This is a genomic window from Pseudomonas sp. S150 (assembly GCF_004526365.1).
Classification (GTDB): domain Bacteria; phylum Pseudomonadota; class Gammaproteobacteria; order Pseudomonadales; family Pseudomonadaceae; genus Aquipseudomonas; species Aquipseudomonas putida_A.
This window is the reverse complement of the sequence record NZ_CP038207.1, coordinates 4,680,031-4,700,106: the sequence shown is the minus strand read 5'-3', so window position 1 is coordinate 4,700,106 and position 20,076 is coordinate 4,680,031. Positions and strand designations below refer to the sequence as shown.

General features: G+C 57.0%; 23 protein-coding genes and 1 pseudogene. 3 read left to right on the top strand and 21 right to left on the bottom strand.

Annotated features, from left to right (window positions below; translation table 11 throughout):
- Nucleotides 1–22 precede the first annotated feature (22 nt).
- The 8 genes from E3Z29_RS21700 to E3Z29_RS21665 form a co-directional block, all read right to left on the bottom strand.
- Nucleotides 23–538: a phage major tail tube protein gene (locus E3Z29_RS21700; RefSeq protein WP_134786910.1), complete on the bottom strand. Its 516-nt coding sequence runs from the start codon at nucleotides 536–538 to the stop codon at nucleotides 23–25.
- Between the two features lie 46 nt (nucleotides 539–584).
- The gene (locus E3Z29_RS21695; RefSeq protein ID WP_134786909.1) at nucleotides 585–1,754 is read right to left on the bottom strand and encodes a phage tail sheath protein; all 1,170 of its coding nucleotides are present in this window, start codon (nucleotides 1,752–1,754) and stop codon (nucleotides 585–587) included.
- Between the two features lie 117 nt (nucleotides 1,755–1,871).
- Entirely contained in the window at nucleotides 1,872–2,300 is a 429-nt protein-coding gene (locus E3Z29_RS21690; RefSeq protein ID WP_134786908.1) for a phage tail assembly chaperone, read from the bottom strand.
- Nucleotide 2,301: 1 nt separating this feature from the next.
- Complete coding sequence (locus E3Z29_RS21685; protein ID WP_134786907.1) at nucleotides 2,302–3,843, bottom strand: phage tail protein; 1,542 nt, start codon at nucleotides 3,841–3,843, stop codon at nucleotides 2,302–2,304.
- Complete coding sequence (locus E3Z29_RS21680; protein WP_134787610.1) at nucleotides 3,836–4,459, bottom strand: phage tail protein I; 624 nt, start codon at nucleotides 4,457–4,459, stop codon at nucleotides 3,836–3,838. Before E3Z29_RS21680 ends, E3Z29_RS21685 begins: the two co-directional genes overlap by 8 nt.
- The gene (locus E3Z29_RS21675) at nucleotides 4,459–5,370 is read right to left on the bottom strand and encodes a baseplate J/gp47 family protein (protein WP_134786906.1); all 912 of its coding nucleotides are present in this window, start codon (nucleotides 5,368–5,370) and stop codon (nucleotides 4,459–4,461) included. The genes E3Z29_RS21680 and E3Z29_RS21675 overlap by 1 nt, the downstream gene beginning before the upstream one ends.
- Nucleotides 5,367–5,711: a GPW/gp25 family protein gene (locus tag E3Z29_RS21670; RefSeq protein ID WP_134786905.1), complete on the bottom strand. Its 345-nt coding sequence runs from the start codon at nucleotides 5,709–5,711 to the stop codon at nucleotides 5,367–5,369. Before E3Z29_RS21670 ends, E3Z29_RS21675 begins: the two co-directional genes overlap by 4 nt.
- Nucleotides 5,708–6,280: a phage baseplate assembly protein V gene (locus tag E3Z29_RS21665; protein ID WP_134786904.1), complete on the bottom strand. Its 573-nt coding sequence runs from the start codon at nucleotides 6,278–6,280 to the stop codon at nucleotides 5,708–5,710. The genes E3Z29_RS21670 and E3Z29_RS21665 overlap by 4 nt, the downstream gene beginning before the upstream one ends.
- A gap of 93 nt (nucleotides 6,281–6,373) precedes the next feature.
- On the opposite strand from E3Z29_RS21665, the gene E3Z29_RS21660 reads away from it, so the two are divergent.
- The gene (locus tag E3Z29_RS21660) at nucleotides 6,374–7,330 is read left to right on the top strand and encodes an FRG domain-containing protein (RefSeq protein ID WP_134786903.1); all 957 of its coding nucleotides are present in this window, start codon (nucleotides 6,374–6,376) and stop codon (nucleotides 7,328–7,330) included.
- Here E3Z29_RS21660 and E3Z29_RS21655 read toward each other — a convergent pair.
- The 12 genes and pseudogenes from E3Z29_RS21655 to E3Z29_RS21605 all read right to left on the bottom strand — a co-directional run bounded on the left by E3Z29_RS21655 (nucleotide 7,292) and on the right by E3Z29_RS21605 (nucleotide 13,568).
- Nucleotides 7,292–7,765: a phage virion morphogenesis protein gene (locus E3Z29_RS21655; RefSeq protein WP_134787609.1), complete on the bottom strand. Its 474-nt coding sequence runs from the start codon at nucleotides 7,763–7,765 to the stop codon at nucleotides 7,292–7,294. The genes E3Z29_RS21660 and E3Z29_RS21655 overlap by 39 nt on opposite strands.
- Nucleotides 7,762–8,238 carry a phage tail protein gene (locus E3Z29_RS21650; RefSeq protein WP_134786902.1) on the bottom strand — a complete coding sequence of 159 codons (477 nt, stop codon included), beginning with the start codon at nucleotides 8,236–8,238 and terminating at the stop codon, nucleotides 7,762–7,764. Before E3Z29_RS21650 ends, E3Z29_RS21655 begins: the two co-directional genes overlap by 4 nt.
- A pseudogene (lysC, locus tag E3Z29_RS29520) lies at nucleotides 8,235–8,420 on the bottom strand (Rz1-like lysis system protein LysC); the annotation flags it as partial. The pseudogene lysC and the gene E3Z29_RS21650, both read right to left, overlap by 4 nt.
- Nucleotides 8,335–8,778 carry an Rz-like lysis system protein LysB gene (lysB, locus tag E3Z29_RS29730; protein ID WP_134786901.1) on the bottom strand — a complete coding sequence of 148 codons (444 nt, stop codon included), beginning with the start codon at nucleotides 8,776–8,778 and terminating at the stop codon, nucleotides 8,335–8,337. The gene lysB and the pseudogene lysC, both read right to left, overlap by 86 nt.
- Nucleotides 8,775–8,981, bottom strand: a complete 207-nt coding sequence (locus tag E3Z29_RS21640; RefSeq protein WP_134786900.1) for a hypothetical protein — start codon at nucleotides 8,979–8,981, stop codon at nucleotides 8,775–8,777. Before E3Z29_RS21640 ends, lysB begins: the two co-directional genes overlap by 4 nt.
- A complete protein-coding gene (locus E3Z29_RS21635; RefSeq protein WP_134786899.1) occupies nucleotides 8,978–9,820 on the bottom strand; it encodes an N-acetylmuramidase family protein in 843 nt (280 codons plus the stop codon). The genes E3Z29_RS21640 and E3Z29_RS21635 overlap by 4 nt, the downstream gene beginning before the upstream one ends.
- Nucleotides 9,817–10,140, bottom strand: coding sequence for a phage holin, lambda family (locus E3Z29_RS21630; protein ID WP_177416199.1), 324 nt, complete (start codon nucleotides 10,138–10,140; stop codon nucleotides 9,817–9,819). The genes E3Z29_RS21635 and E3Z29_RS21630 overlap by 4 nt, the downstream gene beginning before the upstream one ends.
- Before the next feature lie 45 nt (nucleotides 10,141–10,185).
- Nucleotides 10,186–10,398 carry a tail protein X gene (locus E3Z29_RS21625; RefSeq protein ID WP_134786897.1) on the bottom strand — a complete coding sequence of 71 codons (213 nt, stop codon included), beginning with the start codon at nucleotides 10,396–10,398 and terminating at the stop codon, nucleotides 10,186–10,188.
- On the bottom strand, nucleotides 10,398–10,868 hold the full coding sequence (locus E3Z29_RS21620; RefSeq protein WP_134786896.1) for a head completion/stabilization protein: 471 nt from the start codon (nucleotides 10,866–10,868) through the stop codon (nucleotides 10,398–10,400). The genes E3Z29_RS21625 and E3Z29_RS21620 overlap by 1 nt, the downstream gene beginning before the upstream one ends.
- Nucleotides 10,869–10,972: 104 nt before the next feature.
- Nucleotides 10,973–11,674, bottom strand: a complete 702-nt coding sequence (locus E3Z29_RS21615) for a terminase endonuclease subunit (protein WP_134786895.1) — start codon at nucleotides 11,672–11,674, stop codon at nucleotides 10,973–10,975.
- A gap of 3 nt (nucleotides 11,675–11,677) precedes the next feature.
- Nucleotides 11,678–12,697, bottom strand: a complete 1,020-nt coding sequence (locus E3Z29_RS21610; protein WP_134786894.1) for a phage major capsid protein, P2 family — start codon at nucleotides 12,695–12,697, stop codon at nucleotides 11,678–11,680.
- Between the two features lie 43 nt (nucleotides 12,698–12,740).
- A complete protein-coding gene (locus E3Z29_RS21605; RefSeq protein ID WP_134786893.1) occupies nucleotides 12,741–13,568 on the bottom strand; it encodes a GPO family capsid scaffolding protein in 828 nt (275 codons plus the stop codon).
- Between the two features lie 154 nt (nucleotides 13,569–13,722).
- Here E3Z29_RS21605 and E3Z29_RS21600 point away from each other — a divergent pair, with 154 nt between their 5' ends.
- Together E3Z29_RS21600 and E3Z29_RS21595 are read left to right on the top strand one after the other, a co-directional pair.
- Nucleotides 13,723–15,480 carry a terminase ATPase subunit family protein gene (locus E3Z29_RS21600; protein ID WP_134786892.1) on the top strand — a complete coding sequence of 586 codons (1,758 nt, stop codon included), beginning with the start codon at nucleotides 13,723–13,725 and terminating at the stop codon, nucleotides 15,478–15,480.
- Nucleotides 15,480–16,502, top strand: coding sequence for a phage portal protein (locus tag E3Z29_RS21595; RefSeq protein ID WP_134786891.1), 1,023 nt, complete (start codon nucleotides 15,480–15,482; stop codon nucleotides 16,500–16,502). Before E3Z29_RS21600 ends, E3Z29_RS21595 begins: the two co-directional genes overlap by 1 nt.
- Nucleotides 16,503–16,535: 33 nt before the next feature.
- Here the strand turns inward: E3Z29_RS21595 and E3Z29_RS21590 are convergent, their stop codons facing one another.
- The gene (locus tag E3Z29_RS21590; protein WP_134786890.1) at nucleotides 16,536–19,793 is read right to left on the bottom strand and encodes a VPA1262 family protein; all 3,258 of its coding nucleotides are present in this window, start codon (nucleotides 19,791–19,793) and stop codon (nucleotides 16,536–16,538) included.
- Between the last annotated feature and the right edge of the window lie 283 nt (nucleotides 19,794–20,076).

Below are 20,076 nucleotides of genomic sequence, written 5' to 3'. Positions count from 1 at the left end.
GGTGGTCAGGGTTGAAGGTGGATCAGAGGCCGATGGCAGAGCGCTGTTTCTCCAGCATGTCCACGCCGTTGACCTTTTCGATGAAGTTGAGCAAGTCGATCTCGATGATGTCCTCGTTATCGACGACCAGCTTGTAGTAGCTGCAAGTGGTGGTGATGCTGTGTTCGGTGTCTTCACCGGGGGCCGCGTCGCCCATTTCGATGGTTTCGTGACGGCCACGGACGATGATTTCCACGGCACTGACTTCACCCGTGTCGTCCTGCTGGAAAGAGCCAGCGAAGCGCAGTTGCACGCCGGACGCGTTGACGCTGCCGAACTGTTTGAGCGCGATCAGATCCAGGCCGCCGGTCTTCCATTCGAACTGGATGCCGTCATCGGAGAATCCGAGGTCCGCCTTGACGGGGCCGTTCATGCCGCCCCCCCGGTAGCTTTCCATCTTGCGTCCGAGCGGTGGCGGGGTGACGCTCTTGGCAACGCCCTGGTAGGTGTTGCCGTCGTTGAACAGGTTCATGTTTTTGAGTTTGCGAGGCATGGCCATGGCGTTGGTCTCCGGGGTACGGACTCCCCCTCAGGGGAGCGCCGAATCAGGCGTTCACTTTGCTGGCGAACTGGATCAGGTAGCGGTCGGTGATACGCTGGCGAAGGGTCAGGTCTTCCAGCGGCGGCACGGGCGTGTAGTCATAATCGAGGTAGAGCTTGCCGGCCTTGAGCATGTCCTTGTCGTTGATCTCTTCCGGGTACCAGCAGTCGCCGCCGATGAGGTAACCGCTGCCGACCATCTCGCGGAATTTGGCCTTGATGCTCTCGATCATGTCGCGCACCAGGGAAGGGTGCATGGGTTTGTCCACGGCCCACATCTGCGCCTCGGCCATGGTGTCGGCGAGTATCTGCGCAGTCCGGGTGTAGTTCTCGAAAGCGAACAGCGGATCGTCGCTGCACGTGCGGCTGCCCCAGAAGCGGAAGCCGCCCTCGTTGATCAGAGTGGTGACCTCGTTTCCGTTGAGGTAGTTGGCATCGGTAGCCGGGTTTTGTAGATCCCAGAACACGTCGGCGCTTATCCCGGTGACGCCATTCACCGCGACGTTGGAGAGGGTTTTGTGCCAACCCACTTCCTGATCGATCTTGGCTCGCAGGCCGAGGGCTCGGGCGATGGCCGAGGCCTTGACGGTGGCGTTGGTGACGGTGTCCCAGTTCTGGAAGTCCGGCCAGATCACCATGGCTTCCCGGGCGCCGAAGTTTTCGCGGTAGGCGACGGCTTCTTCCTTGGTTTTGCAGTCCCAGGCACTGACGTAGCAGAAGGCGCGCAACTGCTGTCCGATGCTCACAAGCGCGGTGGCCACCGGTTGGCTGTCCAGTCCTGGCACGCCGAGGATGCGCGGCACCATACCGACCTTGGCCTTGGCGGCAAGCAACGCTTTCATGCCGGTGTACTTGCCGTCGGCGGTGGTGGTGCCGATCAGGGCGCTGTTGGTTTCTGCCTCGGTAGCACCTTCCTTGACGCGCACGACGATGGTGTAAGGCCGGGTCTGGTCGGCGATACCTTGCAGGCTCGCCGCTAGGGTGCCTTTCACACCGGCCTTGCCGATGGCGGTCTGCACATTGGTGAGCAGCACCGGGGTATCAAAAGGAAAAACGGTGGCGTCGGCATCGTCGGCCGTGCAGACCATGCCGATAACAGCGGTGGGGATGGTGCGAATGGGGCGGGTGCCGTCGTTTAGTTCGAGCACCCGCACGCCGTGTAGATAATCGGCCATGGTTTTGCCTGCGCAGTAAATGGGATGACAGTGCACAGGCTGCCGCGCGCGCGCCGGATGGGCGAGCGCGTGGCGTTGTAGTGGGCGGTGTTACAGGAGGCGAAAATCTATAAGGCGTTACGCGATCACTTCGCTTAACCAGCTCGGTGCTGGGGGGCGATGCTCTGCGAAGGGAAACTCTCCCGCTTCCGGCCAGTTGCGAAGGGCGCGGCGGTAAGCCTGAAGCTCGGCGTATTGCTCACCTGTAAGCGATGTCGGCCCGCCTTCCTCAAGTTCATCGCGATGACGTGAAACCAACGGATCAGCAGACGTCAACTTCCAATCGCGCCAAGCACGTTCGGCGGCGGCCAGCACCTCAGGACTAGGCGGTGGCCGATTGACCAAGACAGGGCAGCCAGACTCGTCAGCCGCGATGACCATTCCGGCAGACTGCCCAACCATCAGCTCGAGATAATGCTCAGCAGAAATCTCGACGCCTCCCTCGGGAATTGAGTCATTAATAGTGGTGTCGTAGAACCCAAGGTCGGCAGCGTTAAAAAACTTCATTTCAATACCCCCACGCGCGCCAAGTTACGACTTGCGCCGACGAAACGGTCGGCCCCGTGTTCGCGTTTATAGCAATAGTGCTAAGACTGCCGGCGATCTTTCGAGCCCCCGCAATTGCGAACTCGCCAGCCCCCGCTAACAACGAATAGGACGAGGTGGCGATGACCCCGAGAACCGCGTTAGGAAAAGCAACTGGAAGCGAAATGGCCTGCTCGGCGTTGTCGTTGACGGTTAGCGTCCCCCACTGCTCGATAAGACCCGATGGGAACTTTTGGTATCCGTTAGCACCGAGCGACGAAGCGCCGGAGCCACCAACCGCTGAGTAGATACCATTGCCAAAGACAATGAACTCCATCATCACCCCAGCAGCGAGGACGATGGTAGGCCCTGACGGGGTGTTGTTTGCGCCGGCGATGGTTCCGCCACCGGCTACCACCACCGCGACCGCGCCGGTTGTTGATGCGGCGATAGCGAACTTTGAGCCAACCGGCAGCGTTGATGTAGCCGGTAGAGTTACCGTTGCAGCGCCGTTTATCGTGATGTACTTACCCACATCGCTCAGGGGCAGCACGGTGGAGCCTGAATAAACCGAGACACCCGCGAGGCTACCCAGCGAGCGCTGCACAAATTCGGTCGTGGCAAGTTTCGATGAGTTATCAAATTGCGGCTGTGTGTTGGCAGTCGGGTTTACCAATGCCGGAGCGTTGATTGGCGCAAAGCCTTGCGTCACGTTCTGAAACGTCAGCGCCGTAGTGCCCAGAACGATTGTCCCGTCCGTGATCAACTGCCAACGAGTATCAGCCAGGGTTGCGCCTTGCTCGACCGACACCAGCAGCGCCGAGGTCACTTCTGCATTGCTGTCAGCGTCCGCCGCCCTGGCCCACGCACCAGTCGTCGGCACAACGTATATGCCATTGTCTTTAGCCAAGGTCTGGTTTTTCACCAACACCCTATCGCTGGCCGCCAACGCGACACCGTCGATGGTCTGCAACCCCGTTAACGCAATGTTGGCCGTGGTGGCGACTCGCACCGACTGCTTGCAGTCGAGCTTGTACAGCTCTTCGAAAATCTTCGTGTCGACGTATTCGCGAGTAGCGAGCACAACCGACGGATCAATCTTCAACTGAATGTTTGACGTGCCACTGGTGATGACGTGCATCCGCACGACCTGGTTGCGGCCAGAACCTTGTGCGAGCAATGGTTTATAACTTGGCGCCACGTTGGCCACGGCCGAGAACACGCCGTCCTTGTCCTCGAGCGCCAGTTCGCGAATCCACCACCCGCCAACATCAGGGGGCAGCACCAGCTCGGCGATGAGGACATTGTCGTCGGTAGGGGATACGCGCAGTTGGTTGAGCTGCGCGCGGTACCGCTGATTGATCAACTTGGTTTGTGCGGGGCTGGGCACGGGATCGGTACCGTTGGCATCACCGATCAGCATGTAACGCGGTTCCCAGGGAATGCCGAGGGCGTCGCAGTTGGTTTTCTTGGCGGCGCCCAGCGTCGTCAGCATGCCGCCGAAAATAGAGTTCTGATCAACCATGGGGATACACATCCAGTTCGTCGAGGGTGTAAAGGCTCACGCCGTAGTAGCCCCGGACTGATACGTCGATATCCGGATTGTTCCAGGGGTACACGTCGATTTCGTCTCCGTCGTAAACGGCGAAGCCAACGAAGGCGTCGAGTCGGGTTTCAAGGACGATGTCGAGGCCGGTCAGGTGCCGGGTGAGGGGCTTGGCGTCGTCGATCAGCCACACCAGTTCCTGGTACATCGCTTCGGTGATGCCGGAGTCGAGGACACCGATGCGCAAGGCGAACGTACCGGGCGTGCCGGGTGGCGTGGTCTGCCACCATTCCGCAACCTCGATCAGATAGCCCAATGGTTCGACCACGCGTCGTAGCGCGCCGATGGTGCCCTTGTGCGAGTGCACGTAGTAGGCGGCTCGACAGGCTGCGCGCTTTGCGGTTTCCGTCCACTTGCTGTCCCAGCGATCCACAGAGAATGCCCACGCCAGGTACGGCAGCAGGGGCAGGGGACACTTGTCCGGGTTGTAGAGTGTGCGAAGGGGAATGGGTACGCGCTGGATCTGTGCCAAGGCTTCGGCGGCGTGACGTTCCAGTGGTGTCGAGTTGCCTGGCAACAGCGGTTGGTAGGCCATCACTCAACCCCCAACGCCAATTCAATTTTCGTGCAGTACGGCGCCTGGTATTTGGTGGCGACGATGTCTTCCCAATCCTCCAGCACGACCTTGCGTACGCCCTCGACGTGAAGCGCGGCGTGCACGATCGATTCGGAAACCTCCAGTGCCAGGCGCCGCCGTTGGTGCACGAACTTGAGTAACTGTGCTTCGGCAGCGGCGAGTACAAGTTCGGTTTCCGGGCCACTGGTCAGCGGGTAAATTTTTGCTTTGACCTGGTAGTTGATGATCTCCGCGCCCTGGACCGTCAGGCGATCCGCGACCGGTCGGCGGTCGTCGTCGCTGAGGTAAGCCTCGACCTTATCCAGTAGGGCTTGTGAAGCGGTGCCATCGCCCAGCACGGATTGCACCGTGACCACCGCTTCGGCCGGCGCCGGACTCTCTGCGGTGGCATCGGCGACCTGACCGTCAGCGGAACGAGCGTGGAATATGTAAGCGTTGCGAGGGCCGGCGGTGCTGAGGCCTTCCCATGCCATCTGCGCACGCTCGCGCAGGCTGTCGTCGCTTTCCATCAGCTTGGGTAAGGGCGGCACAGCTGTAGGGTTTGCGGCTTGAATGACCAGTCGCTTCACATTGAAGTTGGCAGCGAGCTGTTCGAGGTCGGTGCCTTTGGCCAGGGCGAGCATGTTGGCAACGGAGGCTTCGTTGACCCGCTGCCGCCAGATGGTTTCGCGGTAGGCGTTCTCCTCGAGCAGCTTGGTCAACGGCTCGGACTCCATGTTGAGGCGCGCGGTAATCTCAGGCTGTTCCTCAACCGGCCAGAGGCTGATGGCGTGGGCCTTGCGTTCGGCGAGGATCTGCTCGTAATCGATCTGTTCGACGATCTGCGGCGCCGGCAGTTGGCCGAGGTCGATGGCAACAAAACTATTCATACGCTGCCTCCCAGTTGCAGAGGCACGCTCAGGCTCAGCGGCTGATTGTTATCGACAATGGTGCCTTCGAACTCCAGCGACGCTTGGCCCTGAAGGTTCGCGCCGATGAACTGGATTCGGCTGAGGCTGATGCGGGTTTCCCAGCGCATCAGCGCCATGATGGTGGCAGCGTAGACCTGCAAACGGGTGAAGTCGTTGAACGGCTGATCGACCAGCTCAGGCAGCAGGCTGCCGTATTCACGGCGCATGACGCGGGTGCCGATGCGAGTAGTTAGGATGTCGGTGATGGACTGGGCGATGTGTTCGACCTGGCCGAGGGCCGCGCCGGTTTCTCGGTTCATTCCGGTTTCCCCGTCTTCGCGCCCCCGGCCACGACACCGCCGTGTGGGTGGTTGACCAGGCTGATGTTGGCCGCGACCACGTCCACGGAAACGGAGACCTTGCCGGTGACGTTCTGGTTGCCGGTCTGGGTGTAGTCGCCTTCGTGGGTGATCGGGCCGACGATGTGGATGCCGCCCGTGCTGGTCAGGTTGGTGGTGCCGCCTTCGGCCAGCGTTACGTTGAGGTGGTGCGCGACGCTGTCGTACTCGATGACGGTGCCGTCGCGGTAGGTGCAGCGGTGCAGGCCCTCGCGGTCGCCGTTGGCGGGGATCTGGTCGCTGAACAGCCCGGTCAGTACGATGCCGTTGCCGAGCTGGCCGGAGGGGCTGAACAGGATGACCTGTTCGTTGACGGTGGGCGGGTTCCACTCACGGTCGGCACCTGCCCGAGCGGCGATCCATGGGAGCCAGCCGGTGGTAAGCGATCCGGTTTTGACCTGCACGCGCGGGGGCTTCATCTGGACGGCAGCGATGGTGCCGAGGCGGATGAGGTTTTCGATCAGGCGGGCGAGGGTGGCTAAGTCGTTCATGGCGCCGATGGTGTAAAGTCTCGGCATTACTGTAAATTACAGACCAATGTATCGAGCACGTTTACAACTAACCAAATAAAATCGGCGGAAATAATGACGACATTTATAAAAGAGCGAAGATTTGGTAGTGCTCAGGACTTTCTGAACGCGTTTATGCCTTGGGCTGAGGATGCTGGACTTGAGGGTTTTATATTTAGGGGTCATTCTAATTCAAATTATGAGCTAGTTCCGACGTCATTGAGGTGTGGGGGGGCACAGGAACTATGGAAGTCTTCGAATGCTTATTTGAAATATGATGGGAGTATTTCTGATGATGCTTATTCGTTGGCGTATGTGGAATATCAACTTATAAGGGATTTTTATCGCATGGCGGATGCGAGAGGGTTAGATGTGCCTAGTTCGGATCGGCTACGAAAAAGGCTTCATCAAAATACGGATTTACATACAATGGCGGCTTGGCTCGATGGTGATGAGTGGTTACCTTCAGATATGCTAGAGACAGCGGGGTTAGCACAGCATTATGGGATCAGTACTAGGTTGCTAGACTGGACATATAACCCGTTTGTTGCGAGTTTTTTTGCTTCCAAGTCTTGTGTTAATTCTGATGGTGACCTGTGTATATGGGCTATGAATGCTAAGGAGCTTGGGCTGATTGAACATGTTGAAAAAGATTTTCCCTTGAAAATGATTACGCCTCACTATAGTGGTAATCCTAATTTGGCCGCCCAGAATGGCTTGTTTACTCACTGGTCAGTTAAGCTCCCATCGATCGAGACTTTCACGCTGGGCCCTAATAGTGCTCCGCCTGTTGATAGGCGATCTCTTGATGTTTTGATTAATGAGTATGTAGCTGGGCTAGTAGACGGGCGGCATGAAAAACTTTTCGTGAAAATGGTTCTGCCGAGATCTGAAACAGTGTCCCTGGCTCAAAGTATTAGAAAGCTGGGTTATGGCCCGTCGAGGATTTTTCCCGGATACGATGGTGTTGCTGCAGAACTAAAGGAAAGACATCTACTTAAAAGGCATATAAAAAACCATATAATTAAGTAGTTCGTCACGAATGAGATCCAAGTCAGCGTCGGTGAAACCTAATATCTCTCTTTTATCATAACGTATGTCAGGTGCATCTCGTGCGGCCCGGTCGTTCATGCCGTACTGATGCACTCGGGCAATACGGGCTATCCTCCCGGTGAACCCGACACTTATTCCGTTACCGTCGCCTTGTACCCTCAAGAAGCTGGCCGTTCGTAGTTTCTGAAACATTCTTGCTTTCCGTTTCAGTCTGCCTTGCTTGCCCCGCAGATTCCGTTGCTTTCGCGGCGCGTACTTGCTGCCATCTGGGTTCTGCTGCTCAATGATTCGTTGCTGCTGGCTGCGACGTAATGTTTGGCCAACGCTGCGGGCCAGCTTGTTGCGCGATGCAGGCTCCAACTGCCCAAGCAATCCCGCTGCCCAATCTTCCAGCGCTTCCAGTCGGTTTGTCATTTCGGCAGCACCCATTCGCTCCCGGTACCCAGCGCACCAGGTATCCAGTTCGGATCGAGAAAGTCAGCCGCCCGTTGCGGTTCACCGGGATGGCGAATAGTGGTGTTGCCCTGGTCATCCTTGCCCACCACCACACGCTCCGTTAGCGGCAGCGTCAGGCTCATATCCACTTTGCTGTTGTCGAGAATGTCAGCCTCAAACTGAATGCCGTCAGCGGCCTTGCTTAGGTTCTCCAGCAGTTCGGACTGGTGGACGCTCAGCCAGCCGAGCAGCGGCAGCATGACGCTGTCGGGGTGGCCGGCGAAGTCCGTGAGGATGACCTGTAGATCGAAGCTGTACTCGAACGACAGCGTGTGCGCGGCGGTGCAGCGGATCTTGCCGTTGTCGATGAAGATCAGCAGCCGGTCGGGGTTGTGCTTGAGTTCGGACACCGTAGCGAGCAGGTGAGCTTTCAGGCTGTCGGGCTTGTTCATGGCTGAGCCTGTTGGTGTTGGTAAACCATATCGACCTGGCTCGCACAATCTGCCCAGGCGGCTTCGACGCGGTCCTGATCGGTCAACTGATCGCCGTTACTGCGCGGGCTGGTCGCGGGTAGCGTGCAAGGCACCACGGCCGGACAGCCACTGACGATAAGCATCGGCGCCGGTGAGGGCGGGGCGCTCGCGCAGCCGGCGAGCAGCATCAGGTAAAGGCTGGTCAGCCCAATTGCGTAGGTCGGCGTTTTCACGTTTCAGAGCCTCGATGGTGAGTTCGCGCTTTGCCAGGCCTTGGCGCAGTTGATCCTGCTGCGCGCGCAGAGTGGTCTGGGCGTTGCGCTCCTGTTGCAGGTTGGCGCGCAACGCGTTGGCATTCACGAGGTTGCGCTCGGCATCTTTCCGGGCGGTGGCTGCATCCTTCTCAGCCAGTCGGGCGTCCTTGTTCGCTCCGCTGATGCGCAGTTCCTGGCACCAGATCAGCAAGCCCAACGCCGCGAGTAGCACGACGCCCAGCAGGGCCTGGCGCAAAGTACTCACGCCCGGTACCAACCAAGTTTGTTCATGGCTCCGATATCCAGCTGCTGCACCGGGCCGCGAATGATGATGACTTTGCGCTCTGGCATCTGAACGTAGAGCGCGTCGCGCAACAGCTCCATGTCGTGGTAGTCGCTGTCCGGTGGTACCACCAGAAGGTCACCGTCCTGCACGTTCAATCGTTGCACAGCATCGAAGTCGATCATGCCGCCACCACCTGACCGCAACCGCAGTCGTCGTGCCGTTCGTAGGCGCGCTGGAGCTTGATGTCATACAGGTTCCGCTGGTAATCCGGCCCGTTGTAGAGCTTGGCGAACTCGGCCCATTTGCGGCCCTTCAGTGCCTTGTGCAGCGCCGGGTCGGTTTCGATGAAGCGGACGAAGGCGTCGAACTGCTGCGACTCGCCCGCGCTCATGGCGGCGACGAAGTCCTGAACGCTGCTGTAGCCCAGTCGCTGCCAATGAAAGCCCATGATCTGGAAGGCGCCCCAAGAGGCGGACTCAAGCGCGGCCGTGTCATCGATCAGGCGAGCGGTGGCCAGGCGCTGGTGTTCGGCGCCGCCGCCGGCGTAGCCACCGGATTTCGGATTGACGATGGCCGGGTTGCTCGCGGCCAGTTGGTCGGCGTGCTGCTTGAGCGCGGCAGCATCATCGCCCTGGTGGCGAACCTTCGACAGTTGTCGGTACATGACATGCCGCTCGAACAAGATGACCGGCTTGCTGTTTTCGAGGAAACCGGTGCCTTTCGATTCCACTTCGTTGACCGCGTAGACGCTGGCGAGCGGGACGCCGAGGCGTTCGGCTGCGCTGAACAGGTCGGCGTTCTTCAGCAGCAGCTGGCAATCGTTGCCGGCGAGCGCGCCTTGCGTCTTGCTGCCGGCCACACCATCGACGACCAGACCGACTTTGAGCTGATAGGCGCGCACGGCGGCTTCGGTGTGATCGCCGAAGTCACCGTCGATTTCCAGCTTGGCGCCGTGCTGATTGAGGTTCTTTTGCAGCATGCGTACCGCCTGCGAGCGGTCGCCGTGGCGAAGTGTGGTCATAGCTGTTCTACCTTGCGGTTGAAAATCTTCTTGGCGGCAGCGCGGGTGCCCTCGACGCCGAGCAACCCGATGACCCCGCCGAAGAACGGTGCAGTCGTGGCCGGTATCCCCAGCAGCGAGAGCCCGTGACTGGCAGACAGGGCGAGCGCGCCGCAGAGTGGGGCTTCGATCATCATGCGGCGCACGGTGCCGCCGCCGTAGATCACGCGCAGGCTTGCTATGACCAGGGCCAGCAGGCCGGAGTAGATGGCGGGCCAGTTCTGTTCGAGCCAGGCGGCGAGCCAGGCCCAGGTGTCGGGACGGTCAGGCATGCGTTTCATTCCATGATCCAGGGTGGTTGGGTTCAAGGGCTCGGTGCGCGTGGGTCAGTCCCATAGGTGCACCATCTGCCGTTGTGGGGCTGCGGCCTGGGCTTCCGGCATCTGCACCAGAAGCCCTTGCGGCAAGGTCGGGCCGTGGTTGGCCAGTCCCGGGTTGGCTTCGAGTACAGCCTCGGTCACGCCGGCGGTGCGGCCGTAGTGGCGCCAGCAAAGGGCATCGACGGTGTCGTTCTGTTGGGCGCGGATGCTGACGGTCATCAGATCAACTCCACGGTGGTGCGGCCGAGGCCGAGGAAGTCGCGCACGGCCCAGCGTTGATCGCGGCGCAGTTCGTCGATGCTTGGGGTCAGTTCTTCAGCGTTCTGGTTGCCGCTGTTGGTGCTGTCGTAAGAGCGGTAGCGCTCGCAAATCTCAGCGCCGGTCGCGGCGTAGATCGCGCGTTGGTAGAGGTGGACGCGCTCTGAAACACCCTTGATCAGTTCGGCCGGCACTTCGGCGAGGGTGGCGTGGCCGTTGGCCTGTTGAGCGCGGCGCCATTCGGCGAACTCGCGGTTGACGCTGATCGCGGCGGCGATGGTCGCAGTCTCAAGGCGAATCGGGGTGACGCTGGCATCGATGCGCAAGGTGCCGCGCACGTCGTCCAGATCGATCGATGGCCAGAAGGGGTCGGTGTTGATGTGGCCGGCCGGGGATGTGGTGCCGGTTCCGCCCGCTACGAATCCGCTCATGAATCTGCGCTCTGTTGTAGGTCGCCGGTGGTCGGGGCTTCACGTTCAGGAGGAGCGGTCTGGCCGATCCGCCCCGAGCCGGCGGGGTGCGTGGGGACGCTCGGTTAGCTGCCAGTGGCAGCGAGTTTGTTGAGCAGGCGTTCGGCCCGCTCCAGATCTTTCTTGCCACCACAGGCGTCGTGCAGATCGATGGCTTTTTTCAACAGTTCGATACCGGCTTGTACCTGTCCGGGTTGGCCGGGTTTGTCGTCGGTGATGCCCTCCAGCGCCGCGCGGCCCATGGCCAGGAACAGCTTGGCGCGCGCCTGATCCGGCATGTCCTCTGTGTCGGTCAGTTCGGCGGTGCGATGCAGGATGGCCAAGTCGAACGGTTCGCCGACCTTCTGCGCCTTGAACGCGGCGGTCGCTACTTCCTCGGCGACCAGGCAGCCGAGGGTGCGGGCGAAGCGGTCCGGCATGACCATCTTGTGTTGCAGCACGTACTGGGCGATGTCGAGGCCACCAGTGAAGTCGCCGGCGTCGAAGCGCCAGACCATGACGGTGGTCATCACTTCATCCTGCGCACCTTGACCGGCCTCCAGCACGCCCTGCACGTAGGGGATGTATTCGGGCAGCAGCTGACGTTTGAGTTCGGCCTTGCCCTGGTTCGACTGCACCTGTTTCAGGCGCAGGCGGTCTTGCAGCAACTGGTTGAGTTGGTGCTCGTAGGCGGTGGCGCCGGCCATGGTCTGGGTGGGTTCGGTCGCTGCCGCCTCAAGTGCGGCAGTGACACGTTGGAAGTGCTGCTTGGCGAGGCTGCTGGCCATGGCTTACGCCCCCTCAAGCTCGATGTTTTCGATCAGGCAGCCGAGGCCGTAATCCTCGACGACGTAGGCGTCGTTGCTGGATTCGTAGTTCTCGATGCGGTTCTTTTCTGGCGCTTCTTTCACGTAGCGTCGGCGTCCGCCGATCTGCCAGTAGATGGCGAGGTTGGCTAGCGATGTGACCAGCGCCGCACCGTCCGGCACGTACGGAACTTCGACCGGTTGCTTACCGCCCATGCGCTTTTGCGAAAGGATCATGTCGGTGGCCAGTTTCTCGGACGCTGGCTGTTCCTTGTTGATCAGCGGGAAGTACTTATCGTGCACCAGGTTGCTGCCGAGGATGACCACGATGCCCGGATCCTTGCGGTGCCACGGATCGATGAGGTTGGCGACAGCGTCGAACACCAAGGCGTCGAGGTTGTTGTAGTCAGCCTCCGCGCCGGTTCCGATGACGATCTTGCCGGCGGCCTTGCCGTCCTTGAGGACGCGCGCCGAGGCGTTGGTGCGGTACTGCTGGAGCCAGCCGATGTTGACGTCCTGCAACAGCGGATTGGCCTGGCGGTCGGTGGTAGCGGCAACGCTGACGCCATTGAAACCGACCATGATGCGGTCGAGGGCCTGACGCTTGAGGATCGCGTCGCGCAGCCGTGCCTGGAAGTCCGGGAATTTTGCCCAGGCATCGAGCTGTGCGTAGCGGATGGCGGTGTCGAAGTCGGTGTGTTCGGCCTTGTAGCCCTTTTTGTCCAGCGACGACACGTCGCGCGGCTGGCGCACGCCGTTGCCGGTGGTGTCGGTGCGGCCGGCGATGGTGCTGCTGACGCCCAAGCCGACCTTTTCGCCTTGCAGTTCATCGACGCCGATGATGCCGATCTGGCCGAGGAATTCGCTGGATTCCTGCATGCGGGTTTCCAGCGTCTGCTGAACCGTCGGATCGACGGCGAAGGTGTTGGCGGTCGATGACACGCCATTGAGGCGCGCCACCTGGCTCAGGTAGGCGTTGAAGTGTTCGCGGGTATCGTTACGCATGAATGTCGTCCTTCGTGGTTCGGGGCTGTGGGTGGGCCGGCTGTCAGCAGTCGGTCATGACCTTGTCGCCACCGGTTACCGGAGGGCGGGTCTTCTGGTTGTGGTCCTGGGTGGTAGAGAGCTTGTTTTTCAGCTCGGTGAAGTCCTTGCTCAGTTGATCGAGCTTGGTGCTTACGCCCGCGGAGAATTTCTTCTCGGCGGCGAGTTGGTCGGGCAGATCCTTGACGTGATCGGCCACGGCTTCGACGGCATCGCTGATCTGCGAAAACTCGCTATCGTCCTTGACTTGCTTGCCCTTGAGCAGGTTTTGCACCTTGCTGAACAGCTGGGCGCCGATGCTTGGCTTTTCCTCGATCTCTTCGAATGTGAGTTCGGTTTCGACTGCCTCGGTGAACATTGAGGTCGCGGAGTAGTGGCGATCCTTGAAGGGGCTGACGTCAGGTTTCTGGGCTGAGAAAGCCAGGACGTCGGTGCCCAGGCTGGCCGGCGAATCGGTGACCGCCAGACCGACGATGTAGGCCTCGCCGGTGTCGGCGAAGCTGTCGTCGATTTCGATGGACGTATAGATTTTCTGTTTCGCCTTGTTCATGGCGATCAGGTCGGCAGTCGGCTCGACCTGGGCGAACAGCGCCAGTTTCTTTTGGCCGTTCACGTCCACTTCTTCGGTCTTCACGGCCAGTACGTCGCCGTAGGCCCTGAAGGGGCTGTCCGGCAGCAGGCTGCGAAAATGCTCCAGCCAGATGCGGGCGCCGTAGGTGGCCGGATTGAAGTTCTTCGAGGCCTGTTCCAGCCAGCTGCGTTTGATGGTGCGTTTGTCAGAGGTAGCGCCCTCGACGGCGACGCGGAACCAGTTACTGCGAAATTTCTTCATGCCGGGAATCCTCAATGCGTGGGCGCTGAAAGTGTTGCGATGAGGGGCATGGTCGTGACGCGCGCGAGTTGCGGCAACGAGGCGGGACTGTAGGGAAGGGGGCTACAAGGGGCGGCGCTATTGAGTCGCGGGCGCGGGCGGCAGCATCGCGGCCATGACTACGACCGCACTGTTGCCCATCGATCCCCGCCGCCAATCCAAGTTCTTGTACTGGATGGGTTGGCGCATCTGCGAGATTGCCGAGGCTACGGGCGAAAAGGAAAAAACGCTACACAGCTGGAAGGCCCGCGACGAGTGGGACCGGGCCGACAACGTCGAGCGCATCGGCGGGGCGCTGGAAGCGCGGTTGGTGCAGTTGATCCTTAAGGATGTGAAAAGCGGCGGTGACTTCAAAGAGATTGATCTGCTGCACCGCCAGCTCGAACGGCAGGCGCGGATCCAGCGCTTTCAGGGTGGCGGCACCGAAACCGACCTCAACCCGAACCTCGCGAAACGCAACGCCGAGCCGAAGAAAAAGGCCGTCAAAAACGAGATTGATGAAGATCAGATCGAGCTGCTGCGCGAGGCCTTTATCGACGGCTGCTTTGACTACCAGAAAGACTGGTACCGGGCCGGCAATCAGCGCACCCGCGTCATCCTCAAGAGCCGGCAGATCGGCGCGACGTACTACTTCGCCCGCGAAGCGTTCATCGATGCGCTGGACACCGGGCGCAACCAGATTTTCCTGTCGGCCTCGAAGAACCAGGCCTATCTGTTCCGGGGTTACATTCAGGCCTTTTGCCGCGAGGTGATCGGCGTCGAGCTGACAGGTGATCCCATCGTTTTACCCAACGGCGCCGAGCTGTTTTTTCTTGGCACCAACGCACGCACCGCCCAGGGCTATCACGGCAATTTCTACTTCGACGAATTCTTCTGGACGTTCAAGTTCGAGGAACTGAACAAGGTCGCCTCGGGCATGGCGATGCACAAGAAGTGGCGAAAGACCTACTTCTCGACACCGTCGAGCATGGCCCACGAGGCGTACACCTTCTGGACCGGCGAGCGCTTCAACAAGGGTAAGCCCGCAGCGCAGCATACGAAGGTGGACGTGTCCCACGGGGCGCTCCAGCAGGGGCGGTTCTGTGAGGACCGGTTGTGGCGGCAGATCGTCACGATTCTGGATGCGGAGCGGGGCGGTTGTGACCTGTTCGACATCGAGGAACTGCGCCGCGAGTACAGCCCCGAGGCGTTCGCCAACCTGCTGATGTGCGAGTTCGTCGACGACGGCGCGAGCATCTTCCCGCTGACCCTGTTGCAGTCGTGCATGGTGGACAGCTGGGTTGAGTGGGCGGAGGACTACAAGCCCTTCGCCATGCGCCCGTTCGGCGACCGTCAGGTGTGGATCGGCTACGACCCGGCCGAGACGGGTGACTGTTCCGGTCTGGTGGTGGTCGCGCCGCCGCTGGTGCCCGGTGGCAAGTTCCGCATCCTTGAACGTCACCAGTTTCGGGGCATGGACTTCGCCGCGCAGGCCGCGTTCATCAAAAGCGTCTGCGACCGCTACTGGGTAACCTACATCGGCATCGATGTGACTGGACTGGGCAGCGGCGTGGCCCAGCTGGTGCGTCAGTTCTTCCCCGCAGTGACCACCTTCAGCTACTCGCCTGAAGTCAAAACCCGCCTGGTGCTCAAAGCCTACGACGTGATCCACAAGGGCCGGCTCGAATTCGACGCCGGCTGGACCGACATGGCCCAGTCCCTGATGGCCATCCGCAAGACCGTCACCGCCGGCGGGCGCCAGTACACCTACACCGCCGGCCGTAACGACAACACCGGCCATGCCGACCTTGCCTGGGCGCTCTTCCACGCATTGCATAACGAACCGCTTGAGGGGCAGACGACTGCCAACACCGGGCGCATGGAGATTTACTGATGACCGAACAATTGGCCAACCAGACGTTACCCGCGACCACACCCGCCATCGGCGCCGGGACGCAGGTGTTTTCCTTCGGCGAGCCGACGCCGGTGCTGGGTGGCCGGGAGGTGTTCGACTATCTGGAGTGCTGGTTCAACGGGCGTTGGTATGAGCCGCCGTTGTCGCTGGGCGGGCTGGCTCGGTCAGTGGGGGCGAGCGTGCATCTGCACTCAGGGCTGATGTTCAAGCGCAACCTGTTGAGCAAGACGTTTATCCCGCATCCGCTGCTGTCGCGAGCATCGTTTGAGCAGTTCGCCCTGGACTTCCTGTGCCTGGGCAATGGGTACCTGGAGGGGCGACGTTCGCGGTTGGGCGGGGTGTGCAAGCTGGAGACGCCGCTGGCCAAGTACATGCGTGCGGGGCCGGACGGACAGTTTTACCAGGTGCGTGGGTGGAAGGATGAGCATGCGTTTGAGCCGGACAGCATTTTTCATCTGAGGGAGGCGGATCTACATCAGGAAATTTATGGGCTGCCGGAGTGGATCAGCGCGTTGCAGTCGGCGCTGTTAAACGAGTCCGCGACCCTGTTCCGGCGCAAGTACTACGAGAACGGGAGTCATGCCGGGTTCATCCTGTACATGACGGATGCGGCGCAGACAGAGGCTGATATTGATGCGTTGCGCAAGGCGCTGAAGGAATCGAAGGGGCCTGGCAACTTCCGCAACCTGTTCGTCTACTCGCCGACCGGCAAGAAGGACGGAATTCAGCTGATCCCCGTCAGCGAGGTGGCGGCGAAGGATGAATTCAATTCGATCAAGAATCAGACTCGGGATGACGTGTTGGCGAGCCTGCGGATTCCGCCGCAGTTGATGGGGATTGTTCCGCAGAACGCTGGCGGGTTTGGGTCGATTCGGGAGGCGGCGCAGATCTATGCGGCTAATGAGTTAGAACCAATTCAGATGCGAATGATGCAATTAAATGATTGGTTAGGTGGTGACGTTATTCGATTCAGCGAGCTTTCGTTTCCCAATGTGAAATAATAGGGCTGCAAAATATGCAGCCCCGTTTGTGATTTATTCTTCGTACTGGTCTTTGAGTAATATGGAGTAATTTGAAGCTGAAAAATTATATTCTTCCCATTCAGACTGCCTGCGATAAAAACTCAGTTTGCTACTTGCTTCAACCAAATCTACTAGGTGTGATTCGATCTGGTTGGGCCGAGGCAAAAAGCGGTATGTCCAACGGCTCAAGCCGTATATCCATAATGATACTTTTAATGCGGAATCTAAATCGTCCCAATTAGAAGCCTCTATAAGAGGTCTGTGTATCGTTTTGCTAAGTCTTTCGAGGGTCTTTTTAAAGAACTCAAGCATTGGCAGTTGAGCTTCCAAGTTGGTGCGCGAGAAAAGATAGCTGAAAATATTTGTAGTGACTGCTTCTTTCTCTGATGAGAAGACAATCGTTTGACCAGTCAGCATTTTCTGAAAGCTATTTTTTAGCTCCTCTAGCCATATTTCAGTGAGGATATCTATTCTAATAAAATTTTTAATAATTAGAGGGTTTAATATTTTTTGCGTAAGCCAAGGCTCGCACCAAGAAAGCTCTGTTATTCTTCCCCTTAAATTGTCAATAATTTCCGTGGTCTCTGTGCGGTTGAGTGTTCTTGTTATTTTGGATAGGTAAATTTCGGTCATATGTTCAAATATAGCAGGGGGATGAGGCGTAGGTGGAGCGTAATTGTTAATCATCCATCCGATGAACTGCATCTGGTCTTTGCTACGTAGTTGGTATATTAGGCTCGCATTTGCTATATCTTCGACGATGCATTTGTCTAAAGCGTGAAAGCTTATCCATTTTAGGAATGGGTTGTCATTTGATTGAAGTAAGTTGAAGAGGTTGCTTGGAGAGCCTATTTCAGCAGTAAGGCCGATTTCACGTATTATTTGAGCGCGTATGTAGTGGTCTATTGTTATGTCTATATCTTGATCGGGTGTTTTTTTGTGTGGGTTCTCAATGTCGAATAGGAGAAAAGTGACCGCATCGGGAAAGCTATCCCAGAGAATTTTTATTGCATAATAGTCTCCCCAACTTAAAGGTTTGAATTTACCTCCTCTGCATAGATGATGAGTTTGGTCATACCTAAGCAGATGTGCTGTACTGATATTGAGTTTTGAACAGAGATTTAAGGCCTCTTGGGCTTCTGACGTTGAAGTGAGCGGTGTTGATTGTTTGGCTTTTAAGAATGAAACAAGTCTATCTGCTATCGATTCTCCGGCCTTGTTGCCTTTTAAGGTGTAGTGTTCGCCGATAGGGGTATTAGCCAGTAGGTGCCCCATTATCTCCCAGTAGGAGTTGAAGTCTCGTGCGGAGCATTGGGAAAGAAATTTGAGCGCTCCATCGGGTTTGGATAGGATTTTTGGTACGAATGATTCTTCGTTTAGTATTCCAAGCTCTCGTAACTTGTTTCGTAAATCTTCTGAATGTAATCCACTTATGGAGTTTTCACCCGTCCAGGCCGAGAGTATCTCTCCGGAGGCCGGGTTGTTTAAGAAGGTTAAAGGCTCGTATCTACGATGTACAGTATTTGCTTTTTGAATGTGTTGTGTATCCCAAATTAGTAATGGGTCATTTTTGTCGGGAGAGGATTGTGTAATTGTTTTCTGTAAGAGTCTTTGTGCGTACTCAATGACTTTTGGTAACGTGTCTTTCGGTATGGAGGTGATCAGGAGAGGATGTTTGTCTGTCGCAGCTTGCAAGGAATTTGATAAGTGAAATCCTTTAATGTCGTAGCCAATTGAGTCAGATATTAGTATGTATCTGTCGTGGAAAAAATGTTTCGGGAATCCATAGATTTTTATTTTTATTACCGTAGATTCGCGAGCTAACTGTTCGCAGCAACTCAAAAGATTATTAAGTCTTTGCTTTTTCTCGTCTGACTCTAGTGTCGTGAATACAGTGTAGTTTGTGTGTGTGCTCGCATTTGCAATTAGTAGCGTGGCACCCACGTCCTCAAAATACGGGTCGAAAATAAATACTTGCTTGTTAGGGTTTTCTTGAAGTGTAGATTTTATCCACTCCACGAATTCGATCCTGCCATCGCCATCCCCCTCTGAATAGCGTTCGAAAAATCTTGCTTCTGACTTGCTGACTTTTGTATTGCTCAGCAGAGCAATATTTTGCCGGTTGATGGCCTCCCAAGGATCAAGTCCTAGATGCTCATTGTTGTGCTGGAATGCATTGTCTCTATGTATAGTAAGCGCGTTGATTATTCTAGAAGGGTGAGTGTCAGGGTTGGTTGTCTTCGTAAGCCAATCCAGTTGTACCCGCTTTGATGTTGATGTTGGGCTGTGAGTAAAACTTAATCGAAGATTTCTGAAGTAGCTAACGCCATACTTAGCAAGTAGTTCTGCGGGCGAATCATCATTTTGTACGTGTATTTCAATTTGGATGCTGTCTATATGGTCGTGCATTTCGGCGGGAATAGCGAAGCTGTATTCGACAATATTATTGTGTGGCTTTGCAGTTCCCAGTGCATCGTATATTGTTTTTCTGTTGTTTAGAAAAGTCGCTTTTATAAAATAAGTGGCTTCCTTCGGTAGGAGGTAGGTAATAAGGCTGGTAGTTAGAGTGTGTTCTTTTGAGTTCCATGTTACTGAGAGTAGATTGCTTCCGTTGTCATGCAATGTAGGGAATACCAGTAGCTCAAGATCACCAAGCCTTTCAATGTCGTCCCCTAGAAAATTTAGTCCAGTGTCTTTGTTTATTTTTTCTGTAATATAAAATATTAAATCTTTTTGTATGGAGTTTTTTATCGAAAACATGTTGAGCTTGTTTTTTGTCACTATAGAACCGCTAAATGCTCCTGCTGAACTATGTGGGCTTTTCAGGCCATGGCTGTTGTGATCATTCCGCATCGGAAGATAGGATACAGGCCTGAAATAATGTTCGTTTGCTAAAGAGAAACTTCCAAAAAGCCTCCTCTGTTTGATATCCATCTCTAAATTAAGTGTGCTGGATATTTCCCCTAAATTTTTGCCGTCGCTTAGTAATGAAATGAAAGTTTGGAGGATGTTGTTATCGCATAATATTGTTGTGTTTATGAGGGTCGCTTTGCAGTCTTTAAATGTTTTACTGGAAGGGTTTTTCGAACTGGCCCATTTGTTTGTGGCGCTAGAGTGCGGAAGTATTCGTCCATATACTAACCGTATATCTTCAGGTGTGCTGTTCTCGATCTTGACTAACCATAGTTGAATGGCGCATTTTTTATCGCGTTCGCTAAATATACGCTTCAGGTTTTTGTGGTTAATTAATTGTGATAGATACGGATTCATGCCTCTTCCTTAAGCTTGTGAAGTCGTTTAGTAGCCAGGATCTTGCAGAGAATACTTGAAAAATCTATTTGGCTAACACTTTTCAAAAAGGCCCGTATTAGTAGTCTCGTATGAAACTGGCAGATGCGATGGTCGTGTGGAGCTCAAGAGCTTGCGGGACGCATGTCCTGTCTCCTTTGGCGCGCGCTGTCGTCCCCCCACCTCGCCTCCGGGCTAAATGGGTCTTTTTTTCCGCAGTCCTGCACGGTGCTGAACGCCGCTATGGCCGGGAGTCGCCCTGGTA